Genomic DNA, 23347 nt, shown 5'->3' with positions numbered 1-23347 from the left:
TACGGGCCATGACCCAAATCGAATTGACGCCCGCCGAACGCAAGGCGCACCGCGCCGACGCGCACCACCTGGACCCCGTGGTCATGATCGGCGGCGATGGCCTGACGCCCGCCGTGCGCCAGGAGGCCGACGCGGCGCTGAACGCGCACGGCCTCATCAAGATCCGCGTGCTGGACGGCGAGCGCGACGCGCGCGAGGCGATGTTTCGGCAACTGGCCGACGAGCTGAACGCCGCGCCCGTGCAGCACATCGGCAAGCTGCTGGTGCTGTGGCGGCCCAAGCCGGCCAAGGAGCGCGCCGAGGACGAGGACCGCCGGCCCGGCCCGAAGGACGTGAAGGTGCTCAAGTACAGCAAGCGCGGCGGCCAGCGCCCCGAGGTGCGCGTGGTGCGCGTGCTGGGCAACCAGCGGCTGACGCCGGGCGGCAAGGTGAAAAGGGTCCAGCCCAAGCAGAAGTCGGTGAAGAAAAACCGCGCCGACTGATGGCCGAACGCTCCGAAATCGATAGCTATTCACGCAACACTGGCGCCGGAAAACGCCATATTCTGTGCATGAAATGGGGCACCAAGTACGGCCCCGAGTACGTCAACCGCCTCTACGCCATGGTGCGCCGGCACCTGACGGGCGACTTCCAGTTCGTGTGCCTGACCGACGACGAGCGCGGCGTGCGCCCCGAGGTGCGTTGCCTGCCGATCCCGCCGCTCAACCTGCACCTGGCGCCCGGTCAGCGCGACGGCGCGTGGAAGAAGCTCACCACTTTCGAGGCCGACCTGCACGGCCTGCGCGGCACGGCGCTGTTCCTGGACCTGGACGTGGTCGTGGTGGGCAGCCTGGACGGCTTCTTCACCCAGCAGGGCGAGTTCCTCATCATCCACGACTACCCGCGCTTCTGGCGCTTCGGCGAGCGCATCGTGGGCAATTCGTCGGTGTACCGCTTCCAGCTCGGCGCGCACGCCGACGTGCTGGCGCACTTCCGCGCGCACATGGATGAAGTGCAGCGCGCGCACCGCAACGAGCAGGACTTCCTCTCGCACTTCCTGCACCGCCAGGGCAAGCTGGGCTATTGGCCGCGCGGCTGGTGCCCCAGCTTCAAGTACGACTGCATCCCGCCCTGGCCCAGCAACTACTGGCGCGCCCCCTTCGTGCCCGAGGGCGCGCGCATCGTCATCTTCCACGGCGAAGTGAACCCGCCCGATGCGCTGGCCGGCAAGCGCAACAAGCGCTTGCGCTACATCAAGCCGGCGCTGTGGGTGGAGCAGGCATGGAAGGGCTGAAACGCGGGTTTCAAGCAATAAACGGCGCCAGCCCGCGCTAGTATTTCGCTGGCCGCTATCGATAAATGAGCAACCGGCTCAGCGCGCCACGCCCGCGCCCACGCCGGCCAGGGGCCGCCCCACCAGCCGCGTGAGGATCGCCAGCGGGCTGGCCTGCGGGTTCACCTCGCGGCCCGGTGGCAGGTAGAGCGTCTGCTCCATCATGTGCTGCCCGCTCATGACGGCGTGCGTGGCCTGGTCGGAATAGCACACCCACACGCTGCCGGCCGGAAAGGGCACGCGCACCTGCGCGCCCGACTTCTGGTACTGCTCGTCGAACTTCATCAGGTCGTGCAGCTGCAGCATCAGGTGGTCGTACTCGCTGCGCAGCGACTTGGTGACGTGCAGCGCATTCAGCACCTTCGCCTGCCACGCGCGGTACGGCTTGGCGCGGGGCAGGAACTGCCGCGCCACCGCCTCGAACGAATCGCCCACGCGCCACACGCGCGGCACGCTGGCCGGGTTGACGTTGGCGAAGACGCGCAGGATGCGCTCGCCGTAGTTGGGGCGCGACGGGAAGGCGTCCACGTGCAGGCGCTGGTCGTCGGCGCGCACCGACTGCGCGCGCGTCTCCACCTGGCGCGGGCGAAAACTGGTGGGCGCGATGCGCAGCGCGCCGCGGTACTCGGGCAGCAGGCCATCGACGAGCTGCCGCGCCCGCCGGCGGAAGCGCCCGATCATCGCGGCCAACTGGCGCTGCTCGTCCGCGCTGCCGGCGGCGCCCTTGAGCACGCCGTCGGCGCCCAGGCTGACGTTGCGCGACTTCGGCGCCAGCATGTCCTCGCGCAGCAGCGGCTGCTCGGCGGGCAGCACCTCGAAGGCCAGGCGCGGGAAGAACAGCACCTTGCCGTCCTCGACCGCCGCCGTCCACTCGGGCCGGCTGCGGGCCTGGCCCCAGTCGGCCAGGTCGAGCTGGATGATCCGCGACTCCATGTCAGCCCCGCTTCCCGCCGCCCAGCCGCCACAGCAGCGCCGCGGCGCACAGCCACTGCAAGGCGTACAGCACCGTGCCCACGCCGTGCCACAGCCGCAGGTCCTGCCGCGCCACGATGCGCGGGGCCACGGCAAACTCCACCAGCAGCGCCAGCAACAGGCCGGCAACTACGATAATGATAGCTTTCCGCTCAGTATCCACACCGGCTTCCGCCACATTTTGCTTCAAGACCAGCAGCAGCGCGGCGCCGCAGGCCACCGACACCCAGGTCTGCGCCGAGAACAGCCGCGCCGCCATCCGGCCCGCCATCGCCGGCGTCGGCAGGTGCGCGAACAGCATTGGCACCACCATGAAGCCCACCGCCGTCAGGCTGCCCCACCACAGGGCGGCGGCGAACAGGGGCAGGCGAGAAGCCATGTCAGAGGTATTTGACGGCGATGATCTCGTAGTGCTTCACGCCACCCGGCGCCTGCACCTCGGCGGTGTCGCCCTCCTCCTTGCCGATCAGCGCGCGCCCGATGGGGCTGGAGACGTTGATAAGCCCCTGCTTCAGATCTGCTTCGTCCTCGCCCACGATCTGGTAGGTGACCTGCTCGCCGCTGTCCTCTTCCTCCAGGTCGACGGTGGCGCCGAACACCACCCTGCCACCGGCGTCGAGCCCGGACGGATCGATCACCTGCGCGGCGGCCAGCTTGCCCTCGACCTCCTTGATGCGGCCCTCGATGAAGCCCTGGCGGTCCTTGGCGGCGTCGTACTCGGCGTTCTCGCTCAGGTCGCCCTGGGCGCGCGCCTCGGCGATGGCGTTGATGACCTCGGGGCGGTCCCGGGTCTTCAGGCGGTGCAACTCGGCCTTGAGCTGCTCGGCGCCGCGCTTGGTGATGGGGATGGTGGCCATGTCTCGAATGTTCCTTGCCAAAAGCGAAACCGCCGAGCGTTGTCCCTCGGCGGTGTGGTTGGTTGGGGGGGATTATGCCGCGATCGGCCACCCCCCGGAAGGCGGCATCACCCCAGCTGGGCATGCATCTCCTGCACCGAGATCACGCCCAGGCGGTCCATGAACTTCATGCCCTCCACCGCGGCCTCGGCGCCGGCGATGGTGGTGATGGTGGGCACGCGCGCCAGCAACGCGCTGGTGCGGATGGCGCGGCTGTCGGCGATGGCGTTGCGGCGCTCTTCCACGGTGTTGATGACCAGGGCGATCTGCTCGTTCTTGATCATGTCCACGATGTGCGGCCGGCCCTCGGTGACCTTGTTGACCGTCTCGCAGGCCACGCCCGCGTCGCGGATGGCCTGCGCCGTGCCGCGCGTGGCCACCAGCGCGAAGCCCATGGCCACCAGCTCGCGCGCGATCTGCACGGCCTGCGGCTTGTCGCCGTTCTTGACGGTGAGGAACACCTTGCCGCTGGGCGTGCCGTCGGCCTTGAGGGCGCGCGGCAGGCGTTCGCCGGCGCCCATTTGGGCCTTGATGTAGGCCTCGCCGAAGGTCTTGCCGACGCCCATCACCTCGCCGGTGGATTTCATCTCGGGGCCCAGGATGGTGTCCACGCCGGGGAACTTGACGAAGGGGAACACGGCCTCCTTGACGCTGAAGTACGGCGGCGCCACCTCGGCCCCCACGCCCTGCGCATCGAGCGACTGGCCGGCCATGCAGCGCGCGGCCACCTTGGCCAGCTGCACGCCGGTGGCCTTGCTGACGAAGGGCACGGTGCGGCTGGCGCGCGGGTTCACCTCCAGCACGTAGATCACGTCCTGGCCGTCCTTTTCCTGGATCGCGAACTGCACGTTCATCAGGCCCACCACGTTCAGCGCCTGGGCCATGGCGGCCGTCTGGCGCTTGAGCTCGGCCACCGTGGCGGCCTTCAGGTAGTACGGCGGCAGCGAGCAGCCCGAGTCGCCCGAGTGCACGCCGGCCTGCTCGATGTGCTCCATCACGCCGCCGATGAACACGCGGCCCGTGGCGTCGCGGATGGCGTCCACGTCGCACTCGATGGCGTCGTTGAGGAAGCGGTCCAGCAGCACGGGCGAGTCGTTGCTGACCTTGACGGCCTCGCGCATGTAACGCTCGAGGTCGCGCTGCTCGTGCACGATCTCCATGGCGCGGCCGCCCAGCACGTAGCTGGGGCGCACCACCAGCGGATAGCCCAGTTCGGCGGCTTTCTCCAGTGCCTCGCCTTCGGTACGGGCGGTGGCGTTGGGCGGCTGGCGCAGGCCCAGCGTATGCAGCAGCTGCTGGAAGCGCTCGCGGTCCTCGGCGGCGTCGATCATGTCGGGGCTGGTGCCGATGATGGGCACGCCGTTGGCCTCCAGGTCGAGCGCCAGCTTCAGCGGCGTCTGGCCGCCGTACTGCACGATCACGCCGGTGGGCTTTTCCTTGTCGACGATCTCCAGCACGTCTTCCAGCGTGAGCGGCTCGAAGTACAGGCGGTCGCTGGTGTCGTAGTCGGTCGAGACGGTCTCGGGGTTGCAGTTGACCATGATGGTCTCGTAGCCGTCCTCGCGCATCGCCAACGCGGCGTGCACGCAGCAGTAGTCGAACTCGATGCCCTGGCCGATGCGGTTGGGGCCACCGCCCAGCACCATGATCTTTTTCTTGTCCGTCGGCTCGGCCTCGCACTCCTCCTCGTAGGTGGAGTACATGTAGGCGGTGTTGGTGGCGAACTCGGCGGCGCAGGTGTCCACGCGCTTGTAGACCGGGCGCACGTTCAGCGCGCGGCGGCGCGCGCGCACGGCGGCGTCGGTGGTCTTCAGCAGCTTGGCGAGGCGCCGGTCGGAAAAGCCTTTCTGCTTCAGCGCCAGCAGCTCCTCTTTCGAGAGCGCATCGAGCGCCCGGTCGCCGTGCTGCTCGGTGTGCTGGTCCAGATCGAGTTCGATCTTCACGATCTGCTCGATCTGCACCAGGAACCACTTGTCGATCCTGGTGATCTGGTGCACTTCATCAAGCGACCAGCCGGCGGCAAACGCGTCGCCGACGAACCAGATGCGGTCCGGGCCGGGCTCGCCCAGCTCCTTTTCGAGCCATTCACGGTCCTGGGTCTTCTCGTTCATGCCGTCCACGCCCACTTCCAGGCCGCGCAGCGCCTTCTGGAACGATTCCTGGAAGGTGCGGCCGATGGCCATGACCTCGCCCACGCTCTTCATCTGCGTGGTCAGGCGGTTGTCGGCCGCGGGGAACTTCTCGAACGCGAAGCGCGGGATCTTGGTGACCACGTAGTCGATGGTCGGCTCGAACGACGCGGGCGTGGCGCCGCCGGTGATGTCGTTGCGCAGTTCGTCGAGCGTGTAGCCCACGGCCAGCTTGGCCGCCACCTTGGCGATCGGGAAGCCCGTGGCCTTGGACGCGAGCGCCGACGAGCGCGACACGCGCGGGTTCATCTCGATCACGATCATGCGGCCGTCGCGCGGGTTGACCGAGAACTGCACGTTGGAGCCGCCCGTGTCCACGCCGATCTCGCGCAGCACCGCGATGCTGGCGTTGCGCATGATCTGGTATTCCTTGTCGGTCAGCGTCTGCGCCGGGGCCACGGTGATGGAGTCGCCGGTGTGCACGCCCATCGGGTCGAGGTTCTCGATGGAGCAGATGATGATGCAGTTGTCCGCCTTGTCGCGCACCACCTCCATCTCGTACTCCTTCCAGCCCAGCAGCGATTCCTCGATCAGCAGCTCGTTGGTGGGCGAGGCTTCCAGGCCGCGCTTGCAGATGGTCTCGAACTCTTCCGGGTTGTAGGCGATGCCGCCGCCCGTGCCGCCCAGCGTGAAGCTGGGGCGGATCACGGTGGGAAAGCCCACCTGCTTCTGCACGCCCCAGGCTTCTTCCATCGTGTGGGCGATGCCCGAACGCGCCGAACCCAGCCCGATCTTGGTCATCGCCTCCTTGAACTTCAGGCGGTCCTCGGCCTTGTCGATGGCCTCGGGCGTGGCGCCGATCAGCTCGACGTTGTACTTGGCCAGCACGCCGTGGTGCCACAGGTCCAGCGCGCAGTTCAGCGCGGTCTGGCCGCCCATGGTGGGCAGGATGGCGTCGGGGCGCTCTTTGGCAATGATCTTCTCGACCGTGGGCCAGGTGATGGGCTCGATGTAGGTGACGTCGGCCGTGGCCGGGTCGGTCATGATCGTCGCGGGGTTGCTGTTGATCAGCACCACGCGGTAGCCCTCCTCGCGAAGCGCCTTGCAGGCCTGCACGCCGGAGTAGTCGAACTCGCACGCCTGCCCGATCACGATGGGGCCGGCGCCGATGATGAGGATGGTCTTGAGGTCTGCGCGCTTAGGCATTCGCGGCCTCCGCCTTGTGTTTTTCCATGAGTGCCGTGAAGCGGTCGAACAGGTAGCCGATGTCGTGCGGGCCGGGCGAGGCCTCGGGGTGGCCCTGGAAGCAGAACGCCGGCTTGTCCACGTAGGCCAGGCCCTGCAGCGTGCCGTCGAACAGGCTCACGTGGGTGGCGCGCACGTTGGCGGGCAAGGTCTTCTCGTCGACCGCGAAGCCGTGGTTCTGGCTGGTGATGGACACGCGCCCGTCGTCCAGGTCCTTGACCGGGTGGTTGGCGCCGTGGTGGCCGAACTTCATCTTGTAGGTGCTGGCGCCGCTGGCCAGCGCCATGATCTGGTGACCCAGGCAGATGCCGAAGGTGGGCGTGCCGCTGTCGATGATGGCGCGCGTGGCGGCGATGGCGTAGTCGCACGGCTCGGGGTCGCCCGGGCCGTTGGAGAGGAACACGCCGTCGGGACGGCGCGCCAGCACGTCCTCCGCCGGCGTCGTGGCGGGCACCACGGTGACCTGGCAGCCGCGCTCGGCCAGCATGCGCAGGATGTTGCGCTTGACGCCGAAGTCGTAGGCGACGACCTGGAACCGCGGAGCGTCCTGCGTGCCGTAGCCGCTGCCCAGCACCCACTCGGCCTCGCGCCAGTCGTAGGGCTGGCCGGTGGTGACCACCCGGGCCAGGTCGAGTCCGACCATGGGCGGCGCGGCGCGCGCCGCGGCGAGGGCGGCCTCGATGCGGCCGGGGCTGGGCGCCTCGCCCGTGGCCAGCGCCACGATGGCGCCGTTCTGCGCGCCCCCGGTGCGCAGGATGCGGGTGAGCCGGCGCGTGTCGATGCCGGCGACGGCCAGGGTGTGCTCGGCCGCGAGGTAGTCGCTGAGCGTGTGCTCGCCGCGGAAGTTGCTGGCCAGCAGCGGCAGGTCCTTGATGATCAGCCCGGCGGCCTGTACCTTGGCGGACTCGACGTCTTCGGCGTTGGCGCCGTAGTTGCCGATGTGCGGATACGTCAGCGTGACGATCTGCTGGCAATAGCTCGGGTCGGTGAGGATTTCCTGGTAGCCGGTGATGGCGGTGTTGAACACCACCTCGCCGACCGTGGTGCCGGCGGCGCCGATGGACTGGCCGATGAAGACGCTGCCGTCGGCGAGGGCCAGGATGGCGGGCGGGAATTTCCCCTCGAGAGACGAAAGCACTGGGTTCTCCGTGATGTGACGGTCGCCCGCGCCGCAGCTCAGGCGACGTCTGTCGCGGCGGCTTTCAGATGAGAAAAGTGCTTTGGAGCGGTCGGGCGACGCTGTTTCGAGAAAAGCCTCTGATTATAGCTGGCGGCCCCACCCGCCCTGCGTCAGCCCAGCCCTTCGGGCTTGATCTGCGCGCGCTTGATGACCGTGCTCCAGCGCTTTTGCTCGGACTGGATGAAGCTGGCGAACTGCGCGCTGCTGCTGCCGACGGCCAGCGCGGTTTCGTGCGCCAACTTCTCGGCCACCAGCTTGCCGCGCGTGGACTTGACGGCCTCGGCCTCCAGTTGGGACAGGTGGCCCAGCGGCCAGGTACGAGGAGCCAGCAGGCCGTACCACTGCGTCATCTCGAAGCCCGGAAAGCCCTGTTCGGCCACGGTGGGCACGTCGGGCAACTGCGGCAGGCGCTCGGCGGTGCCGGTGGCGATGCAGCGCAGCTTGCCGGCCTTGATGAACGACAGCAGCGCCGGCGCGCCGACCGAGGCCGCCTGCAAGCGCCCGGCCATCAGGTCGGTCAGCATGGGGCCGGTGCCGCGGTAGGGCACGTGCAGCATGAAAATCTGCCCGACCATCTTCAGGTACTCGACTGCCAGGTGCCCGGCGCTGCCGTTGCCGGCCGAGCCGTAGTTGAGCTGGCCGGGGCGGGACTTGGCGTAAGCGACCAGTTCCTTCACGTTCTTCACCGGCAGGTCGGGATGCACGACGTACAGGCTGGGCACCTTGGCCAGCAGCGTGACGGGCGCGAAGTCTCGGCCGACGTCGTAGGGCAGCTTGGGAAAGATGTACGGGTTGACGGCCAGCGTGCCGATGTGGCCGAGGATCAGGGTGTGCCCGTCGGTGCTGCCCGCCACTTCCTGCATGGCGATGTTGCCGGCGGCGCCGGGCTTGTTGTCGACGAACACGTTCTGCCCCAGGCCCTTGGACATCTCGGCGGCGACGGCGCGCGCCACGATCTCGGAGCTGCCGCCCGGCGCGAACGGCACCACCAGGCGCAAGGGTTTGGCGGGCCAAGCCGCCTGCGCCGCGACGGGGCCGAGGCAGGCGCCCAGCCCCAGGGCGGACGCGGCTTGCAGACAGTGGCGGCGGGACAAGGCAGTCGTGGTCATGGTGATCTCCTCCTCGATGGACGCTGTGGCCGGCACAGCATAGCAGCTGTCCCTGACGCCGTGCACCCCCTGGGCCGCGGCGCCAGCGCGTGTTCAGGCGCTGGACGCCCCCACGGCGCTGGCGTGCAGGCAGATGGCGGCGGCGGCGGCGACGTTCAGCGACTCTTCCCCGCCCGGCTGGGCGATGCGCAGCGCCTGCGCGGCGCGAGCGGCCAGCGCGGCATCGACGCCCTGCCCCTCGTGCCCCAGCACCCAGGCGCAGGGCCAGGGCAGGTGGGCACGGTGCAGCAGTTCGCCCTGGTGCGAGCTGGTCACCAACAGCGGCACGGTCAGCGCCCGCAGATCGTCGGGCGACAGGCCTTCCACCAGCCGCAGCCCGAAATGCGCGCCCATGCCGGCGCGCAGCACCTTGGGCGACCACAGCCCGGCCGTGCCCTTGAGCGCGGCCACCTGCGCAAAGCCGAAGGCTGCCGCGCTGCGCAGGATGGAGCCCACGTTGCCGGCGTCCTGCACGCGGTCGAGCACCACGGTGGCGGCATCCGCCTGGAGGGTTAGCGCCTGGGCCTGGTCGATCACGAAGGCCATCGGCGCTGGCGACTCCAGGCCGCTCACGGTGGCCATCAGCACATCGTCCAATACTATATTTTTAATAGCTGCATGCGCAATATCGGCACTGGCCAGAGGCCAAAAATACTCTGAAAACACTCCCAGCGCCGGCCGCAGCCCGCGCGCCAGCGCCGCACGGCACAGGTGGTCGCCCTCGACCCACACGCGGCCCTGGCGGCGGTAGGCGCCGCTGTCCTGCGCCAGGCGCTTCAAATCCTTCACCAGCGGGTTGTCGCGGGAGCTGATGCGCACCGGCTCGCGCTCGGTCACGACGCCGCCTCCACCACCGCCGGCAGCACGCGCGCCACGGGCGCGAAGCTGCGCCGGTGGTGCTCGCACGCGCCGTGCGCGCGCAGCGCCGCCAAGTGCACCGCGGTGCCGTAGCCCTTGTGCGCGGCAAATCCGTACTGCGGCCACTGGGCATCGATCTCGGCGCACCAGCGGTCGCGGTGCACCTTGGCCAGGATGGAAGCAGCCGAGATGGACGGCACCAGCGCGTCGCCACCCACCACGGCCTCGGCACGCATGGCCAGGCGCGGCAGGCGGTTGCCGTCCACCAGCACCTTGGCCGGCAGCAGGCGCAGGCCCGTCACGGCGCGCTGCATGGCCAGCAGGGTGGCTTGCAGGATGTTCAGCGCGTCGATCTCGGCCACCGTGGCGTGGGCGATGGCGCAGCACAGGGCCTTGGCGCGAATCTCGTCGAACAGCCGCTCGCGCCGCGCGGCGCCAAGCTTCTTGGAGTCGGCCAGGCCGGCGATGGGCCGGCGCGGGTCGAGGATGACGGCGGCGGCCACCACCGGCCCGGCCAGCGCGCCGCGCCCGGCCTCGTCCACGCCGGCGACGAGGCCGGGCGCGTCCCAGTCCAGCGGCGCCTGTTCAGCGCGCAAGAAGCGTGTCGATCGCATCGGTGGCCAGTCGGGCGGTGTCGCGTTGCAGTTCATCGTGCAGCGCGGTGAAGCGCTGCTGCACGGCCGCGATTCTCTCAGGCGCGTCCAGCCAGTCCAGCAGCGCGCGCGCCAGCGCCTCGGGCGTGGCGGCGTCCTGCACCAGCTCGGGCACGACGAAGGGCGCGTCGGGCGCGTCGGCGTGCTGGTGCGCCGTCACGCCCGCCGGGCGGTGCAGCCACGCGCGCGGTGCGCACAGCACGTTGGGCAGGCCGATCCAGGGCAACTGGCGGCGGCGGCGCATCAGGCGGTAGCTGAGGCCCGGCATGGCGTAGGCGATGACCATCGGACGCTTGAACAGCGCCGCCTCCAGCGTGGCCGTGCCGCTGGCGATCAGGGTCGCGTCGCAGGCGGCCAGCGCGGCGTGCGACTGGCCCGCCACCACCTTCAGGCGCTCGCCCAGGCCGCTGGCGCGCGCCGCGGCCTCGATCCGGGACTGCAGGTGCGGCACCGCCGGCACTATGAATTGCGTAGCTGGCTGCGCAGAAGCCACGTGGGCTGCAGCCGAGAAAAACCTTGAAACGAGGCGCTCGACCTCGGCCGCCCGGCTGCCGGGCAGCAGGGCGATGACGGTGCCGTCCTCGGGCAGTCCCAGCAGCCGCCGCGCCGCCGCGCGGTCCGGCCGCATCGGGATGACGCTGGCCAGCGGATGGCCGACGTAGGTGGCGTCGATGCCGTGCTCGGCCAGCAGCCCGGGCTCGAACGGGAACAGGCACAGCACGTGGTCGGCCGCCGCCTTCAGCCTGAGCAGCTTCTCGGGCCGCCAGGCCCAGAACGAGGGGCTGACGAAGTGCAGCGTCTTGATGCCCGCGTCTTTCAGCCGCGCTTCGAGGCCGAAGTTGAAGTCCGGCGCATCGACGCCGATGAACAGCTCGGGCCGCTCGGCCAGCAGCCGCTCGGCCACCTGGCGCCGGATGCGCAGCAACTCGGGCAAGCGCGGCAGCACCTCCAGGTAGCCGCGCACGGAGAGCTTCTCGACCGGCCACCAGGCGTCGAAGCCGCGGGCGGCCATCTGCGCGCCGCCGATGCCGGCCGCCGCCAGGCCGGGCCAGCGCGCGCGCAGGCCGTCGAGCAGCAGGCCGGCCAGCAGGTCACCGGAGGCTTCGCCGGCGACCAGTCCGAAGCGCGGGGCTTTCATCGAGGACGGCTACCGCACGATGCCGCGCTGCGCGCGGGCCAGGAAATCCTGCATCAGCGCGATGTCCTCGTCCGCCTCGGCGACTTCGCCGCGCAGCGCCTCGATCTGCTGGCGCGCGGCCTCCAGGGTGAGGCCCTTGCGGTAGAGCAGCCGGTGCATCCGCTTGACCATGGCGATGCGCTCGAGCGCGTAGCCGCGTCGGCGCAGGCCCTCGGCATTGATGCTCTGCGCCTCGGCCGGGTTGCCGGCGGCGGTGACGAAAGGCGGCAGATCCTGCGCCAGCCGGGCCTGGAAGGCCGTCATGGCGTGCGGGCCGACGCGCACGAACTGGTGCACGCCCGTCAGCCCGCCCAGGAACACCCAGTCGCCCAGGTGCACATGGCCGGCCAGTTGCACGGCGTTGGCCAGGATGATGTGGCTGCCCAGTTGGCAGTCGTGCGCGACGTGCACGTAGGCCATGATCCAGTTGTCGTCGCCCAGGCGCGTCACGCCGGCGTCCTGCGCCGTGCCGGTGTTGATGGTGACGAACTCGCGGATCGTGTTGCCGTCGCCGATCACGAGGCGCGTGGGCTCGCCGGCGTACTTCTTGTCCTGCGGCGGCGCGCCGATGCTGGCGAACTGGAAAATGCGGTTGTCGCGGCCGATGGTGGTGTGGCCCTCGATGACGCAGTGCGGCCCCACCGTGGTGTGCGCGCCAATGCGCACGAAGGGCCCGACGATGGCGTAGGGACCGACGCTGACGGTGGAGTCGAGTTCGGCCGCGGGATCGACCAGCGCCGTGGCGTGGATGCGGCTCACGCCCGCTCCTTCTACGACACCTGGCGGCGGGTGCACATCAGCACCGCCTCGCACGCCACCTCGTCGTCCACCGTGGCCTTGACGTTGAACTTGTAGATGCCGGCGCGCGCGCGATCCATGGCGGTGTGCAGGATGAGCTGGTCGCCCGGCTCCACCGGCCGCTTGAAGCGCGCGCCGTCGATGCCGACGAAGTAGAACACTTGGCTGTCGTCGAGCGAGATGCCCTCGGTCTCGAACGACAGCAGCGCCGAGGCCTGCGCCAGCGCTTCCAGCATCAGCACGCCGGGCATCACCGGCCGCTTGGGAAAGTGGCCGACGAAGAAGGGCTCGTTGGCGGTGACGTTCTTCAGCGCGCGCAGCCGCTTGCCCGCCACGTCCACGTCCAGCACGCGGTCCACCAGCAGGAAGGGGTAGCGATGCGGCAGCTTGTCGAGGATGCGGTGGATGTCCATCATGACGGTTGCTTCATTTTTGATAGCTTATGGCGCATATTTGGCGCCGGCTAGTGGCCTATTTTATTCTGTTTTATCGGGCAGCAGCCGCTCCAGGCGCTTGAGGCGATCACGCAGGGTGTGGATGTGCTTGAGCGTGGCGGCGTTCTTCTCCCAGGCGCCGTTCTCGTCGATGGGAAAGAAGCCGGTGTAATGCCCCGGCTTCAGGATCGAGCGCGTGACGATGGAGGCCGAGGAGATGTGCACGTGGTCGGCGATGCTCAGGTGGCCCAGGATCATGCCGGCGCCGCCCACCGTGCAGTGCGCGCCGATGCGCGCGCTGCCGGCCACGCCCACGCAGCCGGCCATGGCGGTGTGCCTGCCGATGTGGCAGTTGTGGCCGATCTGGATCAGGTTGTCGAGCTTGACGCCGTCCTCGATCACGGTGTCGTCGAGCGCGCCGCGGTCGATGCAGGTGTTGGCGCCGATCTCCACGTCGTCGCCGATGCGCACCGCGCCGAGCTGCTCGATCTTGGCCCAGCGGCCCTCGTCGGGTGCGAAGCCGAAGCCGTCGCCGCCGATCACCGCCCCGCTCTGGACCAGGCAGCGCGCGCCGATGATGCAGTCCTCGCCGACGGTCACGCGCTCCTTCAGCACCGTGCCCGCGCCGATGCGCGCGCCCCGGCCCACGAAACTGAGCGCGCCCACGCTGGCGCTCGGATCGACGAAGGCGCCCTCCTCCACCACCGCGCTGCGGTGGATGCCTGGGCGCGGGCCGCCGCCGTGCACGCGCCGCCACAGTTGCGTCACCTGCGCGAAGTACAAATGCGGGTTGGGCGCGACGATGCAGTCGCCGCAGCCGCGCGCGACCTCGGCCAGCTCAGGACCAACGATGACGCAACCGGCCTGGGACTCGGCCAGCAGGTGCGTCAGGCGGGGGTTGACCAGAAAGCTCAACTCGCCGGCCCGGGCATGCTCCAGAGGCGCCAGGCGGGTGACGATGCGGTCCGCGTCACCGAACAGTTCGCCGCCGAGGGCCTGGACGATGGCACCGGTTCGCAGCGTCATGGAAGGCGCTCCAGAAGGACGGGGAGCCAGGGCGCGGCCGGCGCGGCCACGGTCACTTGGCGCCGTTGTTGAGCGCCTTGATCACCTTGTCGGTGATGTCGAGCCGGGGGTTCACGTAGACGGCTTCCTGCAGGATCACGTCGTACTTCTCGGCATCGGCCACCTGGCGCACCACGCGGTTGGCGCGGTCGAGCACCTGCTGCAGCTCTTCCTGCTTGCGGGCGTTCAGGTCTTCCTGGAACTCGCGGCGCTTGCGCTGGAATTCGCGGTCCTGGTCCACCAGTTGGCGCTGGCGCGTCTGGCGCTGGCTCTCGCTCAGGGTGGGCGCCTCGCGCTCGAAGCGCTCGGACGCGGTCTTGAGCGCCAAGCCGGCGTCGTCGATCTCCTTCTCGCGGCGGGAGAATTCCTGCTCCAGCTTGGTCTGCGCCGCCTTGGCGGGCGTCGCCTCGCGCAGCATGCGATCGGTGTTGACGAACCCGATGCGCGCGCCGTCCTGAGCCTGGGCCGCAGGTGCCCACAGGGCCGCGCCGGACAGCGCCACGACGGCCAGATGACGAACGATGTACTGCTTCAAAACGAGGTTCCGATCTGGAATTGGAAACGTTGGATTCTATCGCCGGCCCTCTTGCGCAACGGCACGGCGAAGGCGAAGCGCAGCGGGCCCAGGGGCGAGATCCAACTGAAGCCGATGCCGGTGGAGTAGCGCAGCCCCTCGCTGCCGATCTTCTCGCCCTCGCCGTAGAGCGCGCCCACGTCGACGAAGCCGAACAGCCGCAGCGTGCGGTCGTTGCCGGCGCCGGGGAAGGGCATGATGAACTCGGTGTTCAGCGTGAACTTGCGCGTGCCGCCAATGAAGGCGCCAGTCACGTCGCGCGGGCCGAGGGTGGACTGCTCGTAGCCGCGCACCGACCCCAGGCCGCCGGAGTAGAAGTTCTTGAACACCGGGAACGGATCCCCGCCCAGGCCCTTGCCCCAGCCCAGCTCGCCGTTGAAGGCCAGCGTGTACTGCTTGGACAGCGGCACGTACTGCTGGTACTGGTAGTTGGCCTTGACGTAGCGCGCATCGCCGAACAGCCCCAGCTCGCCCATCAGGCGCTGGTAGCGGCCCGAATTGGGCGCCAGCGCACTGTCGCGCGAATCGCGCGACCAGCCCAGGGTGAACGGGAACGCCGTGCTGGAGTAGCCGAACTGGTTGGCGTAGGCCAGGTACGCGGCCGGGATGTTGGTGCCGGGCTTGATGCGCGTGCGCTCGGCGTTCATGCCCAGGTAGACGGTGTCGAGCTCGGTCACGGGCACGCCGAACTTCAGGCCCGCGCCCATGGTGATCAGGGTGTAGTTGCCGCCCTGGTCCTGGTACGGCTTCTGCGTCTTGTAGTAGACATCGACGGTGCGCGAGACGCCATTGGTGGTGAAGTACGGATCGGTCGCGCTGACCACCAGGGTGCGGTTGAACTTGCCGGTGTTGAGCTGCAGGTCGAGCCGGTTGCCGGAGCCGAACACGTTCTCCTGCGCCAGGCCGAAGGTGAAGGACAGCTTCTCGGCCGACGAATAGCCCGCGCCCAGCGAGATGTTGCCGGTGGGCTTTTCCTTGACCTCGACGTCCAGGTCCACCTGGTCGGGCGCGCCGGACACCTCGGACGTGGTGACGGACAGCTCGGTGAAGTAGCCCAGCCGGTCCACGCGGTCGCGCGACAGGCGGATCTTCTCGGCGTCGTACCAGGACGATTCGTACTGGCGGAATTCGCGCCGGATCACCTCGTCGCGGGTGCGCGTGTTGCCCTGGATGTTGATGCGGCGCACGTAGGCGCGGCGCGAGGGGTCGGCGCGCAGCACGACGGCGACGCGGTTGTTGGCGCGGTCGATGTCGGGCACGGCCTCCACGGTCGCGAAGGCGTAGCCGTAGTTGCCGAAGTGGTCGGTGAAGGCCTTGGTCGTCTCGGCCACCTGATCGGCGTTGTAGGCCTCGCCCGGCTTGATGGTGATGAGCGACTTGAACTCATCCTCCTTGTCCAGGAACCTGCCGTCCAGCGACACGCCGGAGACGACGAAGCGGTCGCCCTCGGTGACGTTGATGGTGACAGTGATCGACTCCTTGTCGGGCGACATGGCCACCTGGGTCGAGTCGATCTTGAAGTCGAGGTAGCCGCGCGCCAGGTAGAACGAGCGCAGCGCCTCCAGGTCGGCGTTGAGCTTGGCGCGCGAATACTGGTCGCTCTTGGTGTACCAGGACAGCCAGCCGCCGGCGTCGAGGTCGAACAGGTCCTTCAGGCGCCCGTCAGAGAACGCCTGGTTGCCAATGATGTCGATGCCCTTGATGCGCGCCGGCCGCCCTTCGGTGAGGTTGAAGGTCAGCCGCACCTGGTTGCGCTCGGTCGGGGTCACCGTCGTCACCACCTCGGCGCCGTACAGGCTGCGGTTGATGTACTGCCGCTTGAGTTCCTGCTCGGCACGGTCGGCCAGCGCCCGGTCGTAGGGCCGGCCGGCGGCCAGGCCGGCGTCGCGCAGCGCGCCCTGCAGGATCTCGTTGGTGAACTCCTTGTTGCCGGCGAATTCGACCGCCGCGATGGTCGGCCGCTCCTGCACGATCACCACCAGGACCTCGCCGCTGACCTCCAGCCGCACGTCGGTGAACAGCCCCAGGCCGAACAGCGCGCGGATCGCGGCGGCGCCCTTGTCGTCGTTGTAGGTCTCGCCCACGCGCACGGGAAGCGGAGCGAACACCGTGCCGGCCTCGACCCGCTGCAGGCCCTCGACGCGGATGTCGCGCACGGTGAACGGATCGACCGCCCACGCCATTTGCGCCGCCAGGGCCAGGGAGACGACCGAAGCCAGGGTCCGCAGGCGGAATCGATGTGCGATGGATTTCATGGATGCTGTGAAGGCTGCGGCCTGCCGGGGCCGCGAGAAAGGGTCGATTCGATCAGCCCAGCCGATGGGCGACGTCGTTGTACATCGCGATCGCCATCATGGTCAGAAGAAGGCACATGCCGACATACTGCAGGCGCTCCAGCCAGACGCCGGTGACAGGCTTGCCCGTCACCGCCTCCCAAAGATAATACATCAGGTGCCCACCGTCGAGGACCGGCAATGGCAGCAGGTTCAGCACCCCCAGGCTGACGCTGATCAAGGCCAGAAACCCCAGGTAGTAGGTGAGCCCCAGGCTGGCCGATTTACCCGCGTAATCGGCGATGGCGATGGGCCCGCTCAGGTTCTTCAGCGACAGCTCGCCCACCAGCATGCGGCCCAGCAGGCGCAGCGACAGCGCGGAGACCTCCCACACGCGCACGGCGCCCGCCCACAGCCCGTCCAGCGGGCCCAGGCGCACGGTCACCAGGTCGGGCGCGGCGCCGACGAAGGCGCCGATGCGGCCGATGCGCTGGCCGTCCTCCTCGCGCGCGTCGGGCTGCACGTCCACGTCCAGCACGCGGCCGCCCCGCTCCACCTGCCAGGCGGCCAGCGGCGGCGGGCCGTCCGCGGCCGAGGCGCGGATCAGCTCGCGCAGCTGCTGGCCGTCGTGGACGGCCACGCCGCCGACGCGCCGCACCACGTCGCCCTCGCGCAGGCCGGCGCGCCCGGCGGCGCCATCGGGCATCACCTCGCCGATCACGGGGCGGCTCAGCGGCGAGACGATGCCGACCTCGCGGAACAGCCGCGCGTCCGGGTCGCGCGCGCGCAGCGACGACAGCGGCAGCGTCAGCTCGCGGCTGCGCCCGCCCTCGGGCGCGCTGGCCACCTCCAGCACCACGTCGTGCGCGTCGAGGGCGCCGCGCGTCAGCAGCCAGCGCAGGCTCTCGAACGAGGCCAGCGGTTCCAGCTCGTCGCCCGCCAGCGCGCCGCGCCGCACGAATTCGCCGCCGTGCAGGCCCGCCTTCTCGGCCAGCGAGCCGGCCAGGGGCGGCGCCAGCACGGCGCGCGGCTCGTCCACGCCGATCCAGTTGACCGCCGCGTACAGCAGCGCCGCCAGCACCAGGTTGGCCACCGGCCCGGCGGCGACGATGAGGGCGCGCGACTTCAGCGGCTGGGTGTTGAAGGCCAGGTGGCGCTGCTCGGGCGGCACGGTGGCCTCGCGCTCGTCCAGCATCCGGACGTAGCCGCCGAGGGGGATGGCACCGATGACGAATTCGGTGTCCTGGCCGGGCCGCTGGCGCCGGGGCTTCCAGCGTGCCAGGGTGGGGCCGAAGCCGACCGAGAAGCGCAGTACCTTCACGCCGCGCGCCACGGCCATGCGGTAGTGGCCCCACTCGTGCACGGCGATCAGCACGCCCAGGGCGACGATGAAGGCGATCAGGGTGGTGAGCATGGTGCGGATTGTCCCAGTTCGGGCCGGCCGGCGCTGCCCCGCGGCGGCTTCACGCCGGGCAGCGCCGCACGGCCTGCTCGGCCGCGGCGCGCGAGCGCGCGTCCAGCGCGAGCAGCGCCTCCAGCCCGTCGGGACGGCCAGGCTGCACGGCGTCGAGCGTGGCGCGGTTGACGCGGTGGATCTGGTCGAAGCGGATGCGCCGGTCCAGGAAGGCAGCGACGGCGATCTCGTTGGCGGCGTTCAGCACCGCGCAGGTGCCGGGCTCGGCGCGCAGCGCCTCCCAGGCCAGGGCCAGGCCAGGGTAGCGCTCGCGGTGGCCGTCGCCGTCGATGGGCTCGAAGCTCAGGTCCTGCAGCGCTCGGAAGTCCAGCGCCGCCGCGCCGGAATCGATGCGCTCGGGCCAGCCCAGCCCGTAGGCGATGGGCACGCGCATGTCGGGCGTGCCGAGCTGCGCCACCACCGAGGTGTCGCGGTACTGCACCATCGAATGGATCACGCTCTGCGGGTGGATCACCACGTCGAGCTGGTCGGGCCCCACGTCGAACAGGTAGCGCGCCTCGATCACCTCCAGCGCCTTGTTCATCATGGTGGCTGAATCGACCGAGATCTTGCGCCCCATCACCCAGTTGGGGTGGGCGCAGGCTTCCTCGGGCGTGACGGCGCGCAGGCTGGCCGGCGCGCGGGTGCGGAACGGGCCGCCCGAGGCGGTGAGGATGATCTTGTCGATGCGCGCCGCCCAGGTGGCGGGGTCGTCGGGCAGCGACTGGAAGATGGCCGAGTGCTCGCTGTCGATGGGCAGCAGCGTGGCGCCGCCCTCGCGCACGGCGCGCAGGAACACCTCGCCGCCGACCACCAGCGCCTCCTTGTTGGCCAGCAGCAGGCGCTTGCCCGCGCGCGCCGCCGCCAGGCACGGCGCCAGCCCGGCGGCGCCGACGATGGCGGCCATGACGGTGTCCACCTGCGTGTCGGATGCTATGTTTTCAATAGCTGATGACGAAGTATCCACGCGGACTTCAAGCCCTTTCTGTTTGATTTTCTCGGCCAGTTCGCGGGCATGGGGCGCGCTGGCCATCACGGCCACGCGGGGGCGGAAGCGCTCGCACTGCGCCAGCATCACGTCAACCTGCGTCGCCGCCGCCAGCGCCACCACCTCGAAGCGGTCAGGGTGGCGCGCCACCACGTCCAGCGTGCTGGTGCCGATCGAGCCGGTGCAGCCCAGCACCGCCAGGCGCTGCCGCGTCATGCGCCCGCCCCCGGCGTCAGCGACACCAGCATCATCGCTAGCGGCAGCGCGGGCAGCAGGGCGTCGATGCGGTCGAGCACGCCGCCGTGGCCCGGCAGCAGGCGGCTGGAGTCCTTGACGCCGGCGCTGCGCTTGACCAGCGACTCGGCCAGGTCGCCGACCACGCTCATGGCCGACAGGAACACGGCGCCCAACACCAGCAGCCACCACCCGCCCTGGTGCAGCCGCGTGTACAGGCTGGCCGAGCCGGTGGCGTGGGCGCCGTCCAGCCACACCCACAGCGCCGCCACCCCCAGCACGCCCAGCATGCCGCCCCACACGCCTTCCCAGCTCTTGCCGGGGCTGATGGCCGGCGCCAGCTTGCGCCCGCCCGTCAGCCTGCCGCCCAGGGCGCGGCCGGAGAAATACGCGAACACGTCCGCCGCCCACACCAGCACCAGCACCGACAGCAAGAAGTTGACGCCGATGCGCCGCGCCTGCGCCATCGCCAGCCAGGCCGCGCACAGCGCCGCCACGCCGCCGGCCCAGCGCAGCCAGCGCGGCACGCGCGGCCAGCCGGCCACGCCGCGCCCGATCAGCCAGCCGCCCCCCAGCACCCAGGCCAGGGCCGCCGCCGTCCACAGGAGGGGCAGCGGGCGCTCGACCGCGCCGCCCCACCACAGCGCGGCGCAGATGCCCGCGCACAGCAGGCCGGTGGCCTGCGCGCCGGCGCCGGCCACGCCCACCAGCCGCGCCCATTCCCAGGCGGCGGCGCCGATCAGCACCAGCGTGAGGGCGATGAACGGCGCGGGCGTGCCGGCGAACAGCGCCGGCAGCAGGATCGCCAGCAGCACGACGGCGGTGATGACGCGTTGACGCAGCATGGGGAATTCCTTCAGGCCGATGGCCGGGCGACCTGCTCGGAGGTCTTGCCGAAGCGCCGCTCGCGCGCGACGAAGGCGGCCAGCGCCTCATCCAGCGCCGCCTCGTCGAAGTCGGGCCAGAGCCGGTCGCTGAAGAACAGCTCGCTGTACGCGCACTGCCACAGCAGGAAGTTGCTGATGCGCTGCTCGCCGCCGGTGCGGATCAGCAGGTCGGGGTCGGGCACGTGCGACAGCGCCATGGCGCGGTCCAGCGCGATTTCGGTCACCGGCTCGCCGCTGGCCGCCACGCGCGCGGCGGCCTGGGCGATGTCCCAGCGGCCGCCGTAGTTGAAGCACACGTTCAGCACCATGCCGGCGCCCTGCGCCGTGGCCGCCTCGGCCTCGGCCAGGCCCTGGCGCAGCCGCGCGGGGAGCCCCCGCCGCTCGCCGATGAACAGCAGCCGGATGCCGCCGCGCTGCAGCTCGGCCACCTCGCGCGCCAGCGCCTTGGCCAGCAGGTCCATCAGGCCGCTGACCTCGTCCTCGGGGCGGTTCCAGTTCTCCGACGAGAAGGCGAACACCGTGAGCGCCCGCACGCCGCGCTGGGCGCAGGCGCGGATGCAGCGCCGCAGCGACTCGACCCCCTGGCGGTGGCCGGCGATGCGCGGCAGCAGGCGGCGCTTGGCCCAGCGGCCATTGCCGTCCATGACGATGGCGACGTGGCGGGGGACCGCAGGTGCGGCGGAAGCAGCTTTCGCCATGCGGCGCGTGAGAGTCCGGAGGCGGCGCGGCCTTCAGACTTCCATGATGTCCTTTTCCTTGGACGCCACCAGCGCATCGATCTCGGTGATGTGCTTGTCGGTGGCCTTCTGGACTTCGGTTTCGGTGCGCTTCTGGTCGTCTTCGGTGGCTTCCTTGTCCTTGACCAGCTTCTTGATCGCGTCGTTGGCGTCGCGGCGCTGGTTGCGGATGGCGATCTTGGCCTGCTCGCCCTCGGCGCGCACGATCTTGGTCATCTCGCGGCGACGCTCCTCGCTCATGGGCGGCATCGGCACGCGGATCAGATCGCCCATGTTGGCCGGATTCAGGCCCAGGTCGCTCTCGCGGATGGCCTTCTCGATCTTGGCGCCCATGCCCTTTTCCCAGGGCTGCACGCTGATGGTGCGCGCGTCCAGCAGCGACACGTTGGCCACCTGCGACAGCGGCACGTGGTTGCCGTAGTACTCGACGTGGATGGTGTCCAGCAGCGCGGGGTTGGCGCGGCCGGTGCGGATCTTGGTCAGGTTGTGCTTGAAGGCGGCGATGGACTGGTCCATCTTGCCCTGGGCGTTGGTCTTGATGTCGGCGATCGTCATGTCAAAGCTCCACGTTCACGGCTCATGCGGGGTCAGGCGTGCACCAGCGTGCCCTCGTCGGCACCGAGCACCACGTTCTTGAGGGCGCCGGGCTTGAAGATCGAGAACACCCGGATCGGCAGCTTCTGGTCGCGGCACAGCGCGAAGGCGGTGGCGTCCATGATGCCCAGGTTGCGGCTCATGGCCTCGTCGAAGCTGAGCGCGGCGTAGCGCGTGGCCGACGGGTCCTTGTTGGGGTCGGCGGTGTAGACGCCATCGACCTTGGTGGCCTTCAGCACCAGCTCGGCGCCGATCTCGGCGCCGCGCAGCGCCGCCGCGGTGTCGGTGGTGAAGAAGGGGTTGCCGGTGCCGGCGGCGAACACCACCACCTTGCCCTCCTCCAGGTACTGCAGCGCCTTCGGGCGCACGTAGGGCTCGACCACCTGGTCGATGGCGATGGCCGACATCACGCGCGCGGTCAGACCCTGGTGGTTCATGGCGTCGGCCAGCGCCAGCGCGTTCATCACCGTGGCCAGCATGCCCATGTAGTCGGCGGTGGCGCGGTCCATGCCGGCCGAGCCGCCGGCCACTCCGCGGAAGATGTTGCCGCCGCCGATCACCACCGCCACCTGCACGCCCATGCGGGTGATCTCGGCGATCTCGCCCACGATGCGCTCGATCGTCGCCCTGTTGATGCCGAAGGCGTCGTCGCCCATCAGGGCTTCGCCCGAGAGCTTGAGCAGGATGCGTTTGTGGGCGGGCTTGGGCTTCGTCATAGGCAGGGGTGGAGCAAACTTGATGAGTTTAGCGGCTGGCGCCGCCACGAAAAAAGAAGGGGCGCGCCGCACGCGCGACGCGCCCCGGTGGCCAAGGCCTCAGGCCTTGCCTTGCGCGGCGGCCACCTGGGCGGCCACCTCCGCGGCGAAGTCGTCGGTCTTCTTCTCGATGCCCTCGCCCACCACGTACAGGGTGAAGCCCAGCACCTTGGTGCCTTTTTCCTTCAGCATCTGCTCGACGGTCTGCTTGTCGTTCTTCACGAAGGACTGGTTGAACAGCGACACTTCCTTGAGGTACTTCTGCACCGAGCCTTCGATCATCTTGGCGGCGATGTCGGCCGGCTTGCCGGACTCGGCGGCCTTGGCGGTGGCAACGCTGCGTTCTTTCTCGATCAGCTCGGCCGGCACGTCAGCGCTGGTCAGCGCCACCGGCTTCATGGCGGCGACGTGCATGGCCACGTCCTTGGCGGCTATCTCGTCGCCGTCGAACTCGACCAGCACGCCGATGCGGGTGCCGTGCAGGTAGCCGGCCAGCTTGCCGCCGCCGGCCTTGCGCACGAAGCGGCGGAAGCTCATGTTCTCGCCGATCTTGCCGATCAGGCCCACGCGCACGTCCTCCAGCGTCGGGCCGAAGCTGTCCTGGCTGTGAGGCAGCTTGCCCAGCGCGTCGATGTCGGCCGGGCCGTGCTCGGCCACCAGCCGGGCGGCGGCCTGGGCCAGCGCCAGGAAGCTGTCGTTCTTGGTGACGAAGTCGGTCTCGCAGTTGACCTCGATCATCGCGCCGGTGTCGCCGGCGATGTGCGCGACCACCACGCCCTCGGCCGTCACGCGGCTGGCGGCCTTGCCGGCCTTGGTGCCCAGCTTGACGCGCAGCAGCTCCTCGGCCTTGGCCATGTCGCCTTCGGCCTCGGTCAGGGCTTTCTTGCACTCCATCATGGGGGCGTCGGTCTTGGCGCGCAGTTCGGCGACCATGCTTGCGGTGATTGCTGCCATATCTTGGTTACTCCGTGTGTCTGATGTTCAA

Annotated in this window: 23 protein-coding genes; 2 read left to right on the top strand and 21 right to left on the bottom strand. The window is 69.8% G+C overall.

From position 1 onward, the window contains the following. Positions 1 to 8: 8 nt before the first annotated feature. Together IPG65_RS11950 and IPG65_RS11945 are read left to right on the top strand one after the other, a co-directional pair. Positions 9 to 482, top strand: coding sequence for a YhbY family RNA-binding protein (locus tag IPG65_RS11950; RefSeq protein ID WP_293189694.1), 474 nt, complete (start codon positions 9 to 11; stop codon positions 480 to 482). Positions 483 to 550: 68 nt separating this feature from the next. Further along, entirely contained in the window at positions 551 to 1273 is a 723-nt protein-coding gene (locus IPG65_RS11945) for a glycosyltransferase (protein WP_293189692.1), read from the top strand. A 78-nt stretch (positions 1274 to 1351) separates the two neighbouring features. On the opposite strand, the gene IPG65_RS11940 is transcribed toward IPG65_RS11945, so the two are convergent. The 21 genes from IPG65_RS11940 to tsf all read right to left on the bottom strand — a co-directional run bounded on the left by IPG65_RS11940 (position 1352) and on the right by tsf (position 23316). Beyond that, complete coding sequence (locus IPG65_RS11940; protein ID WP_293189690.1) at positions 1352 to 2245, bottom strand: Kdo hydroxylase family protein; 894 nt, start codon at positions 2243 to 2245, stop codon at positions 1352 to 1354. A gap of 1 nt (position 2246) precedes the next feature. Next, complete coding sequence (locus tag IPG65_RS11935) at positions 2247 to 2663, bottom strand: DUF4149 domain-containing protein (protein WP_293189688.1); 417 nt, start codon at positions 2661 to 2663, stop codon at positions 2247 to 2249. Between the two features lies 1 nt (position 2664). Continuing rightward, positions 2665 to 3141 (bottom strand): transcription elongation factor GreA, encoded by a 477-nt coding sequence (gene greA, locus IPG65_RS11930; protein ID WP_293189686.1) that lies wholly within the window; start codon positions 3139 to 3141, stop codon positions 2665 to 2667. A 107-nt stretch (positions 3142 to 3248) separates the two neighbouring features. After that, entirely contained in the window at positions 3249 to 6515 is a 3267-nt protein-coding gene (gene carB / locus IPG65_RS11925) for a carbamoyl-phosphate synthase large subunit (protein ID WP_293189684.1), read from the bottom strand. Further along, positions 6508 to 7692 carry a glutamine-hydrolyzing carbamoyl-phosphate synthase small subunit gene (carA, locus tag IPG65_RS11920; protein ID WP_293189682.1) on the bottom strand — a complete coding sequence of 395 codons (1185 nt, stop codon included), beginning with the start codon at positions 7690 to 7692 and terminating at the stop codon, positions 6508 to 6510. Before carA ends, carB begins: the two co-directional genes overlap by 8 nt. A gap of 152 nt (positions 7693 to 7844) precedes the next feature. Continuing rightward, positions 7845 to 8843, bottom strand: a complete 999-nt coding sequence (locus IPG65_RS11915) for a tripartite tricarboxylate transporter substrate binding protein (protein WP_293189680.1) — start codon at positions 8841 to 8843, stop codon at positions 7845 to 7847. Between the two features lie 93 nt (positions 8844 to 8936). Next, the gene (locus IPG65_RS11910; protein ID WP_293189678.1) at positions 8937 to 9719 is read right to left on the bottom strand and encodes an RNA methyltransferase; all 783 of its coding nucleotides are present in this window, start codon (positions 9717 to 9719) and stop codon (positions 8937 to 8939) included. Continuing rightward, positions 9716 to 10354 (bottom strand): ribonuclease HII, encoded by a 639-nt coding sequence (gene rnhB / locus IPG65_RS11905; protein WP_293189676.1) that lies wholly within the window; start codon positions 10352 to 10354, stop codon positions 9716 to 9718. Before rnhB ends, IPG65_RS11910 begins: the two co-directional genes overlap by 4 nt. Next, on the bottom strand, positions 10326 to 11531 hold the full coding sequence (lpxB, locus tag IPG65_RS11900) for a lipid-A-disaccharide synthase (RefSeq protein WP_293189674.1): 1206 nt from the start codon (positions 11529 to 11531) through the stop codon (positions 10326 to 10328). The genes rnhB and lpxB overlap by 29 nt, the downstream gene beginning before the upstream one ends. 9 nt (positions 11532 to 11540) lie before the next feature. Beyond that, positions 11541 to 12329, bottom strand: coding sequence for an acyl-ACP--UDP-N-acetylglucosamine O-acyltransferase (gene lpxA / locus IPG65_RS11895; protein ID WP_293189672.1), 789 nt, complete (start codon positions 12327 to 12329; stop codon positions 11541 to 11543). A gap of 11 nt (positions 12330 to 12340) precedes the next feature. Then, positions 12341 to 12784 carry a 3-hydroxyacyl-ACP dehydratase FabZ gene (gene fabZ, locus IPG65_RS11890; RefSeq protein WP_293189670.1) on the bottom strand — a complete coding sequence of 148 codons (444 nt, stop codon included), beginning with the start codon at positions 12782 to 12784 and terminating at the stop codon, positions 12341 to 12343. Between the two features lie 60 nt (positions 12785 to 12844). Then, positions 12845 to 13828: a UDP-3-O-(3-hydroxymyristoyl)glucosamine N-acyltransferase gene (gene lpxD / locus IPG65_RS11885; protein WP_293189668.1), complete on the bottom strand. Its 984-nt coding sequence runs from the start codon at positions 13826 to 13828 to the stop codon at positions 12845 to 12847. A gap of 52 nt (positions 13829 to 13880) precedes the next feature. Further along, positions 13881 to 14402: an OmpH family outer membrane protein gene (locus IPG65_RS11880; protein ID WP_293189666.1), complete on the bottom strand. Its 522-nt coding sequence runs from the start codon at positions 14400 to 14402 to the stop codon at positions 13881 to 13883. Beyond that, positions 14399 to 16696, bottom strand: coding sequence for an outer membrane protein assembly factor BamA (gene bamA, locus IPG65_RS11875; RefSeq protein WP_293189664.1), 2298 nt, complete (start codon positions 16694 to 16696; stop codon positions 14399 to 14401). The genes IPG65_RS11880 and bamA overlap by 4 nt, the downstream gene beginning before the upstream one ends. 52 nt (positions 16697 to 16748) lie before the next feature. After that, positions 16749 to 18128, bottom strand: coding sequence for an RIP metalloprotease RseP (gene rseP, locus IPG65_RS11870; RefSeq protein WP_293189662.1), 1380 nt, complete (start codon positions 18126 to 18128; stop codon positions 16749 to 16751). A 49-nt stretch (positions 18129 to 18177) separates the two neighbouring features. Beyond that, positions 18178 to 19371: a 1-deoxy-D-xylulose-5-phosphate reductoisomerase gene (locus IPG65_RS11865; protein ID WP_293189660.1), complete on the bottom strand. Its 1194-nt coding sequence runs from the start codon at positions 19369 to 19371 to the stop codon at positions 18178 to 18180. Continuing rightward, positions 19368 to 20234, bottom strand: a complete 867-nt coding sequence (locus IPG65_RS11860) for a phosphatidate cytidylyltransferase (RefSeq protein WP_293189658.1) — start codon at positions 20232 to 20234, stop codon at positions 19368 to 19370. The genes IPG65_RS11865 and IPG65_RS11860 overlap by 4 nt, the downstream gene beginning before the upstream one ends. 11 nt (positions 20235 to 20245) lie before the next feature. After that, positions 20246 to 20974, bottom strand: coding sequence for a polyprenyl diphosphate synthase (gene uppS, locus IPG65_RS11855; RefSeq protein ID WP_293189656.1), 729 nt, complete (start codon positions 20972 to 20974; stop codon positions 20246 to 20248). Between the two features lie 33 nt (positions 20975 to 21007). After that, a complete protein-coding gene (gene frr / locus IPG65_RS11850) occupies positions 21008 to 21568 on the bottom strand; it encodes a ribosome recycling factor (RefSeq protein ID WP_293189654.1) in 561 nt (186 codons plus the stop codon). Positions 21569 to 21600: 32 nt separating this feature from the next. Beyond that, positions 21601 to 22323 carry a UMP kinase gene (pyrH, locus tag IPG65_RS11845; RefSeq protein ID WP_293189652.1) on the bottom strand — a complete coding sequence of 241 codons (723 nt, stop codon included), beginning with the start codon at positions 22321 to 22323 and terminating at the stop codon, positions 21601 to 21603. Between the two features lie 99 nt (positions 22324 to 22422). Further along, a complete protein-coding gene (gene tsf, locus IPG65_RS11840; protein WP_293189650.1) occupies positions 22423 to 23316 on the bottom strand; it encodes a translation elongation factor Ts in 894 nt (297 codons plus the stop codon). Between the last annotated feature and the right edge of the window lie 31 nt (positions 23317 to 23347).

This window comes from Ottowia sp. (assembly GCF_016703145.1).
Lineage (GTDB): Bacteria > Pseudomonadota > Gammaproteobacteria > Burkholderiales > Burkholderiaceae_C > Ottowia.
Note: the sequence above shows the minus strand (reverse complement) of the source record. Positions and strands in the feature narration are given on the sequence as shown.

Coding starts and splice junctions, on each gene's coding strand:
- IPG65_RS11950 (WP_293189694.1), top strand. CDS start 9: ATGACCCAAATCGAATTGACGCCCGCCGAACGCAAGGCGCACCGCGCC.
- IPG65_RS11945 (WP_293189692.1), top strand. CDS start 551: ATGAAATGGGGCACCAAGTACGGCCCCGAGTACGTCAACCGCCTCTAC.
- IPG65_RS11940 (WP_293189690.1), bottom strand. CDS start 2,245: ATGGAGTCGCGGATCATCCAGCTCGACCTGGCCGACTGGGGCCAGGCC.
- IPG65_RS11935 (WP_293189688.1), bottom strand. CDS start 2,663: ATGGCTTCTCGCCTGCCCCTGTTCGCCGCCGCCCTGTGGTGGGGCAGC.
- greA (WP_293189686.1), bottom strand. CDS start 3,141: ATGGCCACCATCCCCATCACCAAGCGCGGCGCCGAGCAGCTCAAGGCC.
- carB (WP_293189684.1), bottom strand. CDS start 6,515: ATGCCTAAGCGCGCAGACCTCAAGACCATCCTCATCATCGGCGCCGGC.
- IPG65_RS11915 (WP_293189680.1), bottom strand. CDS start 8,843: ATGACCACGACTGCCTTGTCCCGCCGCCACTGTCTGCAAGCCGCGTCC.
- rnhB (WP_293189676.1), bottom strand. CDS start 10,354: ATGCGATCGACACGCTTCTTGCGCGCTGAACAGGCGCCGCTGGACTGG.
- lpxB (WP_293189674.1), bottom strand. CDS start 11,531: ATGAAAGCCCCGCGCTTCGGACTGGTCGCCGGCGAAGCCTCCGGTGAC.
- fabZ (WP_293189670.1), bottom strand. CDS start 12,784: ATGATGGACATCCACCGCATCCTCGACAAGCTGCCGCATCGCTACCCC.
- lpxD (WP_293189668.1), bottom strand. CDS start 13,828: ATGACGCTGCGAACCGGTGCCATCGTCCAGGCCCTCGGCGGCGAACTG.
- bamA (WP_293189664.1), bottom strand. CDS start 16,696: ATGAAATCCATCGCACATCGATTCCGCCTGCGGACCCTGGCTTCGGTC.
- rseP (WP_293189662.1), bottom strand. CDS start 18,128: ATGCTCACCACCCTGATCGCCTTCATCGTCGCCCTGGGCGTGCTGATC.
- IPG65_RS11865 (WP_293189660.1), bottom strand. CDS start 19,371: ATGACGCGGCAGCGCCTGGCGGTGCTGGGCTGCACCGGCTCGATCGGC.
- IPG65_RS11860 (WP_293189658.1), bottom strand. CDS start 20,234: ATGCTGCGTCAACGCGTCATCACCGCCGTCGTGCTGCTGGCGATCCTG.
- uppS (WP_293189656.1), bottom strand. CDS start 20,974: ATGGCGAAAGCTGCTTCCGCCGCACCTGCGGTCCCCCGCCACGTCGCC.
- frr (WP_293189654.1), bottom strand. CDS start 21,568: ATGACGATCGCCGACATCAAGACCAACGCCCAGGGCAAGATGGACCAG.
- pyrH (WP_293189652.1), bottom strand. CDS start 22,323: ATGACGAAGCCCAAGCCCGCCCACAAACGCATCCTGCTCAAGCTCTCG.
- tsf (WP_293189650.1), bottom strand. CDS start 23,316: ATGGCAGCAATCACCGCAAGCATGGTCGCCGAACTGCGCGCCAAGACC.